This is a genomic window from Ochrobactrum vermis (genome assembly GCF_002975205.1).
GTDB classification, from domain to species: domain Bacteria; phylum Pseudomonadota; class Alphaproteobacteria; order Rhizobiales; family Rhizobiaceae; genus Brucella; species Brucella vermis.
Window position 1 is genome coordinate 310,471 of the sequence record NZ_PCOC01000001.1, and the last position, 13,094, is coordinate 323,564.

Consider the following 13,094-nt stretch of genomic DNA (forward strand, 5'->3'; position numbering starts at 1 on the left):
TCGGTTCCCACTTTTCGGAATGCGCTTTGGTCTACCTTATGGTGGCAGATGCCAAATCGTTCGGCTTATGCCCTCCTGTATGAAGGGTGCCAGAATGTCATTTTGCGCTCGATCAACGCGATCAGCCCGTAAGAGAGCGACCCTGCAAGAGCGGCTACAAAGATTTCAGCCCAGACCATGTCGACATTCATGCGTCCGATTTCCGCGGATATGCGGAAACCCATACCGACAATCGGCGTGCCGAAAAACTCGGCGACAATCGCACCAATCAGTGCCAGCGTGGAGTTGATCTTGAGCGCATTGAAAATGAAGGGCATGGCTGCTGGAAGGCGCAGTTTGATGAGCGTCTGCCAGTAGTTCGAGCCATAGGTCTGCATCAGGTCGCGTTCCATCGAACCACTTGCCGCAAGTCCCGCAACCGTGTTCACGAGCATGGGGAAGAAGGTCATGATGATGACAACCGCTGCCTTCGACTGCCAGTCGAAGCCGAACCACATCACCATGATCGGTGCGACACCCACGATGGGAAGGGCGGCAGCAAGATTGCCAAGCGGCAGCAAGCCTTTCCGCAAAAAGGGCACGCGATCAGCGATGATCGCCGTAATGAAGCCCAGTCCGCAGCCCGCGATATAGCCGATGATAACGGCCTTCATGAACGTCTGCTGGAAGTCGGCCCACAGGATCGGAACCGAGCTCGTGATCCGCGCCCATATGACCGACGGGGCAGGCAGAAGCACCTGCGGCACGGCAAACAATCGAACGGTGACTTCCCAAAGGAGAAGCATCGCAATGCCGAAGAGGGCAGGGACGGCAATGTCCAGCAGCTTCTGGCTGTGCGGGTTGCGCGCCTTGAGGCTCGCTACCCAACCTACAATTGCCCATGAGACGGCAATCAGCGCGATAATGATTATGACGTTCATCATCATGCCGCCGCCCTTTCTGGTCTTGCACCCATACGTCGGTTAACGATGCGTGCGATCAGTCCGACAAGTGCCACAAGCAGTCCCGCCATGATGGCCGCTGCGATGAGGGCGGCCCATATCTGAACCGTTTGACCGTAATAGGAACCAGCCAGCAAACGCGCGCCAAGACCTGCGACTGCACCCGTTGGCAGCTCACCGACGATCGCGCCCACAAGGCTGATGGCGACAGCAATTTGCATCGATGTGAACAGGAAGGGCATGGCCGCAGGCCAGCGCAGTTTCCAGAACACCTGATTGCGCGATGCATTGTAAGTCCGCATGAGATCAAGATGCATGACATCGGGGGACCGCAGTCCCTTGACCATGCCCACGGCGACGGGGAAGAAGGAGAGATAAGTTGATATGATGGCCTTTGGCAGCAGGCCCGAAATGCCGATGGCATTCAGCACCACAATAATCATTGGTGCGATGGCGAGGATCGGGATTGTCTGCGAGGTGATAATCCATGGCATCAGGCTTTTATCGAGTGTGCGTGAATGCACGATGCCGACAGCGAGCAGCACACCAAGTGCTGACCCCAGTACGAAGCCGAGCAATGTTGAAGAGAGCGTCACCCAGCCATGATAGACGAGGCTGCGCTTCGAACTCGGCTTTACATCAAAGACGGTTTTCCAGATTTCTTCTGCAACCTGATGCGGCGCTGGAAGGACCGGACGGTCCTGATACATCGTGTTGGCAACTATGGTCGAGAATGCAATCTCGGTTCCGGCGCGCTCGGCCTGATCGCGCTCAAACGGCGCGTTCAGGAATATCGCAGCCACATACCAGAGCCCGATGATGACGGCGAGAACTGTTGTCACCGGTACAAATTTGTCGCGAAAAAAGGCTGTCATTTCCGCCCCCCTTCACCTGATTTTTGCCCCCGCCATTTATTCATGGATATGCCCCAGCCGCAGGCCTTCGCGCACGCGATGGGCTATCTTCAGAAACGCCTCGGATTCCCGGATATCCAGTGTTCGGTCAGCACCAAGATCGCAGTCGATAATTTCATGAATGCGGCCGGGACGCGGGCTCATGACGACGATCTTGGTGGAAAGGAAAACAGCTTCAGGAATGGAGTGCGTTACGAAGATGACGGTTTTCTGTGTCGCAGCCCAAAGTTTCAGGAGTTGTTCGTTAAGGTGATCGCGAACGATTTCATCGAGTGCGCCGAACGGCTCATCCATCAGCAGCATGTCCGGGTCGAACGACAATGCCCGCGCAATGGAAGCGCGCTGCTGCATGCCGCCTGAAAGCTGCCATGGAAACTTCTTTTCAAACCCGGTTAGGTTCACCAGAGAGAGGTTTTTTTCGATCCGTTCTTTGCGCTCGGCAGCACTGTACCCCATGATTTCAAGAGGAAGACTGATATTGTCCTGAATGGTGCGCCACGGAAAGAGGGCTGCTGCCTGAAAGACATAGCCATAAGAGCGGTCAAGCCGCGCCTGTTCGGGCGTCTTGCCGTTGACTGTCACAGAACCGGATGTTGGCTGTTCGAGATCGGCCACCACACGCATCAGTGTGGTCTTGCCGCAACCAGAAGGCCCAATGAAAGAAACAAACTCACCGCGTTTGACAGTGAGATTGATGTTGGAAAGCGCATGAACCGGACCATCATTGGTCTCGAACACCAAGGAGAGATCCTTGATGTCGATCACTGTTTGCGCGTTTACTTCGCCCCGCTCCGGGGCCATGCTGTCATTCAAGTTCATGCGCGGTTCCCGAAGCTGGACGATGGCCATGGTTCAGACCCCTATCGGCATATGTTCGGCGCTGCGCTCCACCTTGCGCGGGGCCACGATTTCCTTCCATTGTGACAGTGCCCGGTTGACTGCGCCGTTTGGCTCACGCTCGATGAAGCGCCCGTCGCCCGGTTCTGCCGTGACACGGCCCTGATCGTAAGCGATGCGCCCGCGTGACAGCGTCATCTTTGGCAGGCCCTTGAGCTCAAAACCTTCAAACACATTGTAATCAATGGCAGAATGCTGCGTCTTGGCAGAGACCTTTTTGGTCGCCTCCGGATCCCAGATGATGAGATCAGCGTCTGCCCCTGGCAACACTGCGCCTTTCTGCGGATAGATATTGAGAATCTTCGCGATGTTGGTGGAGGTAACGGCCACGAATTCATTGGGCGTCAGGCGACCGGTACGAACTCCGCGGGTCCAGAGCACGGGAAGCCGTTCTTCCAGGCCACCTGTACCGTTCGGGATTTTGGTGAAATTGCCAATGCCATGGCGCTTTTGCTCGGTGGTAAAGGCGCAGTGATCGGTTGCCACAACTTGCAGGCTTCCAGCGGCAAGTCCGGCCCACAAGCTATCCTGGTTGACCTTGTCACGGAACGGCGGCGACATCACGCGCCGCGCGGCATAGTCCCAATCGCGATTATGATATTCGCTTTCATCGAGCGTCAAATGCTGGATGAGCGGCTCGCCATAAACGCGCATACCCTTCTGGCGGGCTCGGCGAATTGCTTCATGGCTCTGCTCGCAGGAGACATGCACCACGTAAAGCGGCACACCCGCCTGATCGGCGATCATAATGGCGCGGTTGGTGGCTTCACCTTCCACTTCCGGCGGGCGCGAATAGGCGTGGGCTTCCGGCCCGTCATTACCCTCGGCCATCAGCTTGGCCTGTAATTGCGCAACGATATCGCCATTTTCAGCGTGAACGAGCGGCATCGCGCCAAGTTCGGCGCAGCGCTGGAACGACGCGAACATCTCGTCATCATTGACCATCAAGGCGCCCTTATAGGCCATGAAGTGCTTGAAAGTATTGATGCCGCGCTTCACAACTTCCGGCATTTCGTTGAAGGCGCGTTCGCTCCAGCCGGTGATTGCCATGTGGAACGAATAGTCGGTGCGTGCCTTACCTGCCTTCTGGAACCACTCCTGAAGCGCGTCGAGCAGATTGCCTTCTGGTCCGGGCAGCACGAAATCGACAACCATCGTAGTGCCGCCAGCAAGAGCTGCGGCGGTGCCAGTATCGAAATCGTCGGAGGAATAGGTTCCCATGAAGGGCATCTGCAGATGGGTATGCGGGTCGATACCACCAGGCATGATATAGCAGCCGGATGCATCTATAACTTCATCGCCGGAGAGATTATCGCCGACAGCGACAATCTTTTCGCCTTCGATGAGAACATCGGCTTTAAAGGTGCGGTCAGCCGTGATGACGGTTCCGCCTTTGATGACCTTTGCCATTGTTCGTCGTTCCCCTTTTTGGTTTTGTTGCGAACAGTAGCAGTAGTGGATGGTTGTGAAATCAGCTTACAATTTCAGCAGTCTCCAATACCGCATGCAGAAGCACGTCGGTTCCCGCCGACGCCCATTCCTTCGAAATATCCTCGTCTTCGTTGTGACTGAGCCCATCTACGCAAGGACACATGATCATGGCCGTTGGTGCGACGCGATTGACCCAGCACGCATCGTGGCCTGCACCGGAAACAATGTCGCGGTGGCTATAGCCGAGCCGCTCCGCTGCATTGCGGATCGCCTCCACACAGCCAGTGTCAAAGGTAACCGGGTCGAAATGCCCAGCCACCTCGATCTCGATCCCGATGCCCAGTTCTTCGGCGATTTTAGGTGCTTCCTTTTCGAAACGCGTTTTCATCCCGTCCAGAACATCTTGGTTGGGCGAACGGAAATCGACGGTGAAAACAATCTGGCCTGGAAGCACATTGCGCGAATTGGGCGAGACATCGATATGGCCGACACCACCCACTGCATCCGGCTGGTAGGACATGGCGATCTCGTTGACGAGTTGCAGCATCTTGCCAAGGCCAAGGCTTGCGTTCTTGCGCATCTTCATCGGCGTAGAGCCGGTATGCGCTTCCTTGCCCGTCAGCGTCACTTGCAGCCACCACAGGCCCTGACCATGGCTGACAACGCCGATATCCTTTTGCTCGGCTTCTAGAATTGGTCCCTGTTCGATATGAAGCTCAAACATTGCGTGAATTTTGCGCTGCCCAACCGGTTCATTGCCTTTCCAGCCGATGCGCTCCAGCTCATCACCGAATTTTTTGCCCTTGGCGTCGGTGCGCTGATAAGCCCAGTCTTGCTCGTGAACGCCGGCAAAGACACCGGACGAGAGCATTGCAGGCGCAAAACGCGTACCTTCCTCATTGGTCCAGTTCACCACCACGATAGGGCGCTTTGTCTTGATATTGGTGTCGTTGAGCGTGCGCATGACTTCAAGTCCGCCGAGCACGCCGAGCACGCCGTCAAATTTTCCACCAGTTGGCTGTGTGTCGAGATGGCTGCCCATATAGACCGGATCGGCATCCGCATCTTCGCCGGGGCGAAGGAAAAACATGTTGCCCATCGTGTCGACGGTCATCGACAATCCGGACTTTTCACACCAGCTTTGAAATAGTTTGCGGCCTTCGCCGTCTTCATCGGTCAAGGTCTGGCGGTTATTACCACCACGCACACCGGGGCCGATCTGGGCCATGTCCATCAGACTGTCCCAAAGACGATCGCCGTTGACTCTAAGATTGCTGGTGAGCACCATGCGCTCTGCCTCCGCATTATGTATGTGCGTTCAAATTCGAGCCATTATACTGCTAGCTCGTATCCACCCGCCAATATATGTTCCCACGACCTGGCTCTTTGGCCACAATATTCTTGCCTTGCTGGCAAAAACTTGACTAGTTGGTCAAATTGCAGGCTAGAAGAGCGTTTGAATATGGTCAAGCGCTTTTGAAAAATTCTACACTGCTGAAAGGTGTCAAATGGCCACAGCTCCTTCAGACTCACGGACCGACACGGTCGGAAACGAGAAGATGTCGAACGAGAAATCGGAAGGTGCAACGCGTATTCAGGGTATAAATCGCAGGCTTATCCTCGACGCAGCACTCGAGGTTTTTTCCGCTTACGGATTTAGGGGTTCGACGGTTGATCAGATCGCCGAGAAGGCGGGCATGTCCAAGCCGAACCTGCTCTATTATTTTCCGCGCAAGCAGAACATTTACGTGACCGTGCTGGAGGATACGCTCGCCACCTGGCTGGAACCTTTTGAACACATCGATCCAGATGGTGAACCGCTGGACGAGTTGCGCCGTTATATCGCCGTGAAGCTGGAAATGTCGGCGAAAAAGCCGGAAGCCTCGCGCCTTTTTGCCAATGAGATTCTGCATGGCGCCCCGGCAATTTCCGACTTTCTTAAAGGACATCTGAAGCAGTTGGTTGATGAAAAGGCGAGGGTTATTCATCGGTGGATAGCTGAAAAGCGCTTGGCGCCGGTCGATCCTTATCACCTGATTTTCACCATATGGGCGGTAACGCAGCACTATTCGGATTTCTCCGTGCAGGTCGGTGCCGTTCTCGGGCGGCGTTCGGAGGAGGCGGGGTTCTACGATGAAACGGCCAAAGCGTTGAGTGCCATCATTCTTGACGGCATTCGCCCACGGAACGAAAATTCGCCATCATGAAGACGATTCGAATTTCAGCAGCTATCGTCCGCGATGAAGCGGGCAGTTTCCTTCTTGTACGCAAGCGCGGCAGCGAGATTTTCTTCCAGCCTGGCGGCAAGATCGATGCAGGCGAACAGCCTGAAACAGCGCTTATCCGCGAGATCAAGGAAGAGCTTGGCATCTTGATCGACCCAGGCCAGCTCCGCTATGCGGCAAAGATGTCGGCTCCCGCCGCCAACGAAGACGATGCGACGGTCGAGGCGGAGTTGTTTCATCTTGCGTTGAAAGACGGCCAGATACCGGTTGCATCCAGCGAGATTGAAGAGCTTCTCTGGAATTCGCCGGGTGACACAACGCGCCCGGTCGCTCTGTTATCGCAGAGCATTCAAACGCGTTTCGCGAAGGATTACTGAACCGTTCGCGGCTCTACACGGTTTCCGTCCGTGTCGAACAGGTGCAGATGTTGAGCTGGAAAACTCACATGAACTGTACCTTCCGCGTGTAGCGCATCGCGATCGAGCGTGAAAACTTTGAACGGCAATCCATGCAGGCTGAGATGCAGGATAATACCGAACCCGGTTGGCTCGACCAAATCCACATGCGTCGGGAGATTGCCTGATTGTTCCATCGTCACATGCTCGGGCCGGATACCGAGTGTCGCTGCGGCGCCATCATCGATGGACATGGGCTGTGACAATGCGATTTGTGTTCCGTCCTTGAGGCTCAGATGTGCTTTGCTGTTTTGTTCCCGATAGGTGACGTCCAGAAAATTCATCGCGGGTGAGCCGATGAACCCCGCTACGAAAAGGTTCGCAGGACGGTCATAGAGTTCGAGCGGCGATCCGACTTGCTGCACCACACCACCATGCATGGCCACGATGCGGTCGGCAAGCGTCATAGCTTCGATCTGATCGTGGGTGACATAGATCGAGGTTGCTTTCAGCTCGCTGTGCAGTTTCTTGATTTCGGCACGCATCTGCTCGCGCAGCCGCGCGTCGAGATTGGAAAGTGGTTCATCGAAAAGAAAAGCCTTTGGTTGACGGACAATGGCGCGGCCCATCGCAACACGCTGTCGCTGGCCACCGGAAAGCGCCTTCGGGCGTCGCTCCAGAAATGGTTCAAGACCAAGCTTGGCGGCTGTCGATTTGATGGCGCTCGCAATCTTCTCTTTCGGTGTTTTGCGCAGCCGCATACTGTAACTCATATTGTCGGCCACACTCATATGCGGATAGAGCGCGTAGGACTGGAAGACCATCGCAATGTCGCGGTCTTTCGGCGCCAGTTCGTTGACACGCTTGCCGCTGATTTGCACCTGACCGGCGGTTATCTCTTCAAGGCCGGCGATCATGCGCAGAAGCGTGGACTTGCCGCAGCCCGAAGGGCCAACCAGCACGATAAATTCCCCGTCTTCGATCTCAAGGTCGACACCGTGAAGCACGGCCAGTTCGCCATAGCTTTTGCGTACAGACTGAACGTTGATGGAAGCCATTGGAAACCCTTTCAGCCTTTGACTGCGCCGGCTGTCAGGCCTTGCACGAGATAGCGTTGAATGAGGAAGAAAAAGACGCAGGCCGGGATAAGAGCCAGAACGCCGGCCGCCATCATCTGCCCGAAGTCGACAGAGAATTTGGACACGAAAGTCAGGAGGCCGACCGGGAAGGTCGCAGCGTCATTGCCCGATATAAGCATCAGTGCGAAGAGCAATTCACTCCATGCGGCGGTGAAGACAAAGCCGAGCGTTGCCGCAATACCGGGCAGGGTCAACGGCAGGATGATCTGCCGGAAAGCCATGAACTGTGTCGCGCCGTCGATCTTGGCAGCTTCTTCAAGATCCTTTGGGATGCCGTCGAAGAATGACTGCATCAGAAACGTAGCAAAGGGTACGTTGAATGCCGAATAAACGACAATCAGTCCGAGCAGACTATTTGTAAGGCCGAGCGGTGCCATGATCTTGTAGATAGGCGCTATAAGCATCACCAACGGAAACATCTGGGTCAAAAGCATCAGTGCGACAATCCAATATTTGCCGCGAAAATTGAACCGTGACAGCGCGTAACCTGACAGTGATGCGAACAACGTTACTACAATTGCCGTCGACCCGGAAACAATCAGGCTGTTGCGAAAGAAGAGCGGAAACGAACTGTGATTCAGGACGTGTCCGAAATGCTCGAATGTGGTGCGTGACGGCCAGAGTCTCACACCTTCGCTGTAGAGCAGATCGTTCGGCGTGACCGAGACTTTCAGGACCCAGAATAGTGGAAACAGGGCAAACAGCACATAGAGCAGAATTGCACCGCGGTGGGCTCCGGTCAGGAGAAATTTGCGAGCGGTCATGATCTCAATCCTTGCTCAGCAATGACTGACGCAGGAGTACGATCAGCATGGAATAGACGAGGAGAAGCAAAAGCAGCACGAGCGCAATTGCCGAGGCGTAACCGAAATCCAGCCGCTTGAAAGCTTGTGTAAAAATATAGCTCGCCACGATCTGCGTGCGGTCGGCAGGCCCGCCGCCGGTCATTACAACGATCAGGTCTGCACTGTTCGCAATCCAAACCGTGCGCAACAAAATGGTGATGGCCATGGTCGGGGCGAGATAGGGAAGAGTGATCGAAAGAAAACGCTGCACAGGTCCGGCGCCATCTATGGCCGCCGCCTCGTAGAGATCACGAGGAATGGCTTGAAGCGCTGCCAGCATGGTGATCGCGAAAAACGGAATACCCCACCAGACACCTGCGGTGATGATACCCCACATAGCCAGATTGGGATCGGAGAGAATATTGTTCGGTTCGCTCATCAATCCGAGTGCGTAGAACCAGTGCGGCAACGGACCGATGACAGGATTAAAAAGCCAGGCCCAATTCAGGCCGGAGAGAAATGTGGGCACGGCCCACGGCAGGAAGACCAGAGCTTGAGCGATGCCGCGTCCGGCAAAGGGCTTGTCCAGGAGCAACGCCAGAATTAGCCCAAAGACGAATTGCAGCAGAACGGAACCGCCGGTCCACCACAGGGTATTTTTAAGCGCGTCATAAAAAGAGCCGTCCTCGGCGAGAGTGCGAAAATGTTCCAGTCCGATGAAACCGCCGGAGAATGGATTGAGGAGTTGTATGTCGCGGAACGCATAGGAAATACCAAGAACTAGCGGCACGAGCATGATCGCACCAATCAGGATCAATGCTGGTGCGCTATAAAGGTAAGGTTCCGATGCATGGGCAAGCCGCTGCAGGAAACTACGTCTGTCTTGTAGGGGGATAGTGGTGGTCATCACTCGCTTTCCCGTTGGAGCGTGGATGGGTGCGACATGAAAGGTCGCGCCAATTCAGGAGACAGGCGCAGATGACCCGCGCCTGTCTTCGCGGTTTACTTTTTGCCGGTCAGGAATTTTTGCTGTGCCTTGGTCAGATACTCTGCCCACTGGTCGGCCAGTTCGTCGGGGGTGATTTCACCCAGCAATGCCTGCTGCGAGGTCTTGATGACGAGCGAATCCTTGAAGAAGGCAAATTCTTCCAGATAGGTCGGCATAACAGTCGGCGTCACGTCCTTGTCGGCAAGCTCGTCGAACCAACCCTTGAACTGAGCTGTTTTGTAGAACGGATCGTCCTGGGCGGATTTCAGAACCGGCAATGCTCCGGTTCGCTTATTCCACGTGACATTGCCCTCCGGACCTTCCAGCGTCGCAATCAGTTTCCAGGCAAGATCCTTGTTCTGGCTGCCACTCATGATTGACCAGCCAGCAAAGCCGATAGTCGGGAAGGCTTTGCCATCAGGCCCCTTTGGCATAATGGTAACACCAAAATCCTCCGGCTTCATACGCTCGGCAATGGCTATAAGTGCGTCCGGGTCCTGATTGAGGAAAGCACAGGTGCCGCTATAGAAACCGGCCACGGTTTCATTGAAGCCCCAGTTGACGCTGTCCTTCGGAGCAAGGCCATTTTTGTAAAGGTCGACGACCCAGGCAAGGCCCTTCTTCCAGCCGTCGCTGTTCATGGTCGAGGTGCCGTCCTCATTGAAGAACGTATTGTTGCCTGCCATCGATGCGCCAAAGATGACCCAGCTGTTCAGCCCGCCGGGTCCGCCGCGCAGACAATAGCCAGACTTGCCCGGAAGCGCTGAAATTTTCTTCGAGGCTTCGAGGAATTCGCCCATGGTTTTCGGCGGTTCGGAAACACCGGCTTCGGCGAGCAGCTTTTTGTTGTAGAACATGGCATTCAGGTAGAAGCCATAAGGCAGCATGTAGGCCGTATCTTTGACGCTACGGCCAAGTTCCAGCGCGCGGTCGGTCAGGTCCGGCGTGGCCTGCCATTCCTTAAGATATGGCTCGAGACTCTCCAGCATTCCGTTGTTGGCATAGAGCGAAACCCAGGTGTCAGGCATTTCCATCACGTCGGGAATTTCGCCCGACGACACCATGGTCGCAAATTTCTGGAAGGATTCACCCCAGGGTAGCGAGATGATTTCCACCTTCGTGCCGGGGTTTGCTGCTTCGAATTTAGCAACGATAGACCTCAACGTTTCGGTGCGTTCCGGACTGGTGATGACTTCCACCAGCTTCAAGGTCGTATCGGCCATGGCCGTGCCGCTCATCAGCATGGCGGCAAATGCGGTTGCGATCAGTTTCTTCATGTGTCGTTCCCCTTTTTTATCCTCACGACTGTTTGTTTATGCAGTGGATGCGGCGATTGCCTCCTCAAGGTCCCGCCACAAGGCCTCTGTACCTTCCAGGCCGACATGTAGACGGACGGAGCGCGGATCGATGCCAAAGGTATGGGCGGAATTTGGCTGGGCGCGTTGCTGCAACACGACCTCGCCAGGGACGATCAGGCTTTCATGCCCGCCCCAGCTCACACCGAGTTTGAACAGCTTCAAATGATTGCAAAGTGTCCGAACGTTCACGCTATCATTGAAAATAACCGAAAAAAGCCCCGAGGTGCCCGCCAATCCAGCGGGAAGACGGTTGGCCAGCGCCGGGTGGCACACCGTTTCTACAATATCGAGTGCCTGCAGGCGTTTGGCGATTTCCAGCGCGGATGCCTCATGTGCTTTCATCCGAGTGGGTAACGTGCGCATGCCACGGACCAGCAGCCAGGCATCAAAAGGCGAAAGCTTGCCGCCAAGATAGGGATAGGTCTCCGCCCGGATCATGTCGACGAGGACTTTCGATCCGGTCACAACGCCAGCCACGACGTCACTGTGGCCGCCGAGATATTTCGACGCCGAATGTACAACGAGATCAACGCCAAGCGACAGCGGACGCTGGAAGATCGGGCTGGCCCAACTGTTATCAATAATGGTGAGGACGCCATTGCGCTTGGCGATTGCGGCCAGTGCGCCGACATCATGGGTTTCCATTACCCAGCTTGTCGGGCTTTCCATGTAGAAGATTTTCGCGCCGGGCAGCGCCTTCCCGACTGCTTCCTCGTCTCGGCCATCGACATACTCGACTTCGACACGCATCCGCTTCAGGATCGTGCCGAACAGGCGGAATGCATCGGGATACACATGGCGCACGGCGACAATGCGATCCCCCGGCTGAACAAAAGCCAGAACGCTGGCGGAGATCGCCGCCATGCCGCTCGCGAAGCCCAGTGCGTCTTCACCGCCTTCAAGTTTCGCCAGCATTTCTTCAAATGCGCGCACGGTCGGGTTGAGGCCACGCGTATAGATCGGCCGCACCTTCTCGCCCCGATAGGAGGCGACCATGTCGTCATAGCTCGGAAAGGTGAAAAGCGATGTCTGCACGATAGGCGGTACGACGGCGTCGAAAGCGTTGCCTTCATCATGCGCAACTGTCAGTGCGGCGAAATCGAGCGGGGCCATCCCGTCAGTCATTTGGACATTTCCTTGATATCTTCCTCGACGATGTCGAGTATTTTCAGAGTTTCCTGCCTTGCGGTCTCAGGATCCTGAGCCACGATGGCGTTGAAGAGTGTGCGGTGGAATGGAAAGGTCCGTCGTGCAAAATCAGGCCGATCAAATGGCTCCGACCAGAAGCTGACAAAGGCATCGCGCATCTGTTCCAGTAATTGCCGAAATAACGGATTGTGAGTGGCGTCATAGATGGCAAGATGAAATGCGAGGTCTTCCGGACCGGATGTGCCCTTGGCGAGGTGCACACGCTCCATTTCGTTAAGTTTTTCCTCAATGATCACAAGATCTTGGGCAGTTCGTTTACGGGCCGCCACCAAACTGGCTTCGGCTTCTATGCCGCGCCGTATCTCCAACGTCTGCAGCAACGCATCACGCAATTGGGTGGGGTTGAAGGAAAGCGGCATATGAATGGTGGCCGCAGTGATTGGCTTGAGAAGATAGGTGCCGCTGCCTTTGCGGGTCTCAATGACGCCAAGGGCCTGAAAATGTCGGATTGCCTCCCGAATAGTGGAACGCCCGACGGCAAGTGCGGTCATGAGTTCCCGTTCAGCCGGCAGGCGAGCACCTGCTTGAAGCTGCGCAGTCTGGATATAGGTGGCAAGTGCTTCCGTGACCTGCCGCGCCCGGTCCATGGGCGGCAGAGGCGCTATGGAAAGCTTCCCATCTCCCATTGCAAAATCCTGTCCTGTTGCCTGCTTTAGTGACGACAGCTTGACCAGACCTGTTCCCAATTATGATTAAATTGGTCTGACATCATAGTACTATGGTTGAAAAACTATCTGTGTCAAGCGGCCAGTTTGCCGAGTTCATTTGCATGTGAATGGGCCATTCGCATGCGCAGTTTTTCTTATTGCGGA

At 55.4% G+C, this 13,094-nt stretch carries 13 protein-coding genes; 2 read left to right on the top strand and 11 right to left on the bottom strand.

Features of this window, described 5'->3' with window-relative positions:
* Positions 1-65 precede the first annotated feature (65 nt).
* The 5 genes from CQZ93_RS01445 to CQZ93_RS01465 form a co-directional block, all read right to left on the bottom strand.
* Complete coding sequence (locus CQZ93_RS01445; RefSeq protein ID WP_105540998.1) at positions 66-926, bottom strand: ABC transporter permease; 861 nt, start codon at positions 924-926, stop codon at positions 66-68.
* Positions 923-1,816: an ABC transporter permease gene (locus CQZ93_RS01450; protein WP_105540999.1), complete on the bottom strand. Its 894-nt coding sequence runs from the start codon at positions 1,814-1,816 to the stop codon at positions 923-925. The genes CQZ93_RS01445 and CQZ93_RS01450 overlap by 4 nt, the downstream gene beginning before the upstream one ends.
* 36 nt (positions 1,817-1,852) lie before the next feature.
* Complete coding sequence (locus CQZ93_RS01455; RefSeq protein ID WP_105543132.1) at positions 1,853-2,674, bottom strand: ABC transporter ATP-binding protein; 822 nt, start codon at positions 2,672-2,674, stop codon at positions 1,853-1,855.
* A gap of 33 nt (positions 2,675-2,707) precedes the next feature.
* A complete protein-coding gene (gene hydA / locus CQZ93_RS01460) occupies positions 2,708-4,162 on the bottom strand; it encodes a dihydropyrimidinase (RefSeq protein ID WP_105541000.1) in 1,455 nt (484 codons plus the stop codon).
* A 61-nt stretch (positions 4,163-4,223) separates the two neighbouring features.
* On the bottom strand, positions 4,224-5,471 hold the full coding sequence (locus CQZ93_RS01465) for a Zn-dependent hydrolase (RefSeq protein WP_105541001.1): 1,248 nt from the start codon (positions 5,469-5,471) through the stop codon (positions 4,224-4,226).
* A 220-nt stretch (positions 5,472-5,691) separates the two neighbouring features.
* Here CQZ93_RS01465 and CQZ93_RS01470 point away from each other — a divergent pair, with 220 nt between their 5' ends.
* Positions 5,692-6,390 carry a TetR family transcriptional regulator C-terminal domain-containing protein gene (locus tag CQZ93_RS01470; RefSeq protein ID WP_105541002.1) on the top strand — a complete coding sequence of 233 codons (699 nt, stop codon included), beginning with the start codon at positions 5,692-5,694 and terminating at the stop codon, positions 6,388-6,390.
* Positions 6,387-6,785, top strand: a complete 399-nt coding sequence (locus tag CQZ93_RS01475; protein ID WP_105541003.1) for an NUDIX hydrolase — start codon at positions 6,387-6,389, stop codon at positions 6,783-6,785. Before CQZ93_RS01470 ends, CQZ93_RS01475 begins: the two co-directional genes overlap by 4 nt.
* Here CQZ93_RS01475 and CQZ93_RS01480 read toward each other — a convergent pair.
* From CQZ93_RS01480 to CQZ93_RS01505, 6 genes are all read right to left on the bottom strand, one after another.
* A complete protein-coding gene (locus tag CQZ93_RS01480; RefSeq protein WP_105541004.1) occupies positions 6,779-7,861 on the bottom strand; it encodes an ABC transporter ATP-binding protein in 1,083 nt (360 codons plus the stop codon). The two genes, CQZ93_RS01475 and CQZ93_RS01480, sit on opposite strands and share 7 nt — an antisense overlap.
* Before the next feature lie 11 nt (positions 7,862-7,872).
* Positions 7,873-8,706 (bottom strand): carbohydrate ABC transporter permease, encoded by an 834-nt coding sequence (locus CQZ93_RS01485; protein ID WP_105541005.1) that lies wholly within the window; start codon positions 8,704-8,706, stop codon positions 7,873-7,875.
* Between the two features lie 4 nt (positions 8,707-8,710).
* A complete protein-coding gene (locus CQZ93_RS01490; RefSeq protein ID WP_105541006.1) occupies positions 8,711-9,634 on the bottom strand; it encodes a carbohydrate ABC transporter permease in 924 nt (307 codons plus the stop codon).
* A gap of 95 nt (positions 9,635-9,729) precedes the next feature.
* On the bottom strand, positions 9,730-10,992 hold the full coding sequence (locus tag CQZ93_RS01495; protein ID WP_105541007.1) for an ABC transporter substrate-binding protein: 1,263 nt from the start codon (positions 10,990-10,992) through the stop codon (positions 9,730-9,732).
* Positions 10,993-11,028: 36 nt separating this feature from the next.
* The gene (locus tag CQZ93_RS01500; protein WP_105541008.1) at positions 11,029-12,198 is read right to left on the bottom strand and encodes a PLP-dependent transferase; all 1,170 of its coding nucleotides are present in this window, start codon (positions 12,196-12,198) and stop codon (positions 11,029-11,031) included.
* Complete coding sequence (locus CQZ93_RS01505) at positions 12,195-12,908, bottom strand: FadR/GntR family transcriptional regulator (protein ID WP_105541009.1); 714 nt, start codon at positions 12,906-12,908, stop codon at positions 12,195-12,197. Before CQZ93_RS01505 ends, CQZ93_RS01500 begins: the two co-directional genes overlap by 4 nt.
* Between the last annotated feature and the right edge of the window lie 186 nt (positions 12,909-13,094).

Excerpts from the sequence above, each read along its gene's own strand:
- CQZ93_RS01500 (WP_105541008.1), bottom strand. The coding sequence starts at position 12,198 with ATGACTGACGGGATGGCCCCGCTCGATTTCGCCGCACTGACAGTTGCG.
- hydA (WP_105541000.1), bottom strand. The coding sequence starts at position 4,162 with ATGGCAAAGGTCATCAAAGGCGGAACCGTCATCACGGCTGACCGCACC.
- CQZ93_RS01465 (WP_105541001.1), bottom strand. The coding sequence starts at position 5,471 with ATGGTGCTCACCAGCAATCTTAGAGTCAACGGCGATCGTCTTTGGGAC.
- CQZ93_RS01470 (WP_105541002.1), top strand. The coding sequence starts at position 5,692 with ATGGCCACAGCTCCTTCAGACTCACGGACCGACACGGTCGGAAACGAG.
- CQZ93_RS01455 (WP_105543132.1), bottom strand. The coding sequence starts at position 2,674 with ATGAACTTGAATGACAGCATGGCCCCGGAGCGGGGCGAAGTAAACGCG.
- CQZ93_RS01480 (WP_105541004.1), bottom strand. The coding sequence starts at position 7,861 with ATGGCTTCCATCAACGTTCAGTCTGTACGCAAAAGCTATGGCGAACTG.
- CQZ93_RS01475 (WP_105541003.1), top strand. The coding sequence starts at position 6,387 with ATGAAGACGATTCGAATTTCAGCAGCTATCGTCCGCGATGAAGCGGGC.
- CQZ93_RS01505 (WP_105541009.1), bottom strand. The coding sequence starts at position 12,908 with ATGGGAGATGGGAAGCTTTCCATAGCGCCTCTGCCGCCCATGGACCGG.
- CQZ93_RS01485 (WP_105541005.1), bottom strand. The coding sequence starts at position 8,706 with ATGACCGCTCGCAAATTTCTCCTGACCGGAGCCCACCGCGGTGCAATT.
- CQZ93_RS01490 (WP_105541006.1), bottom strand. The coding sequence starts at position 9,634 with ATGACCACCACTATCCCCCTACAAGACAGACGTAGTTTCCTGCAGCGG.
- CQZ93_RS01445 (WP_105540998.1), bottom strand. The coding sequence starts at position 926 with ATGATGATGAACGTCATAATCATTATCGCGCTGATTGCCGTCTCATGG.
- CQZ93_RS01450 (WP_105540999.1), bottom strand. The coding sequence starts at position 1,816 with ATGACAGCCTTTTTTCGCGACAAATTTGTACCGGTGACAACAGTTCTC.
- CQZ93_RS01495 (WP_105541007.1), bottom strand. The coding sequence starts at position 10,992 with ATGAAGAAACTGATCGCAACCGCATTTGCCGCCATGCTGATGAGCGGC.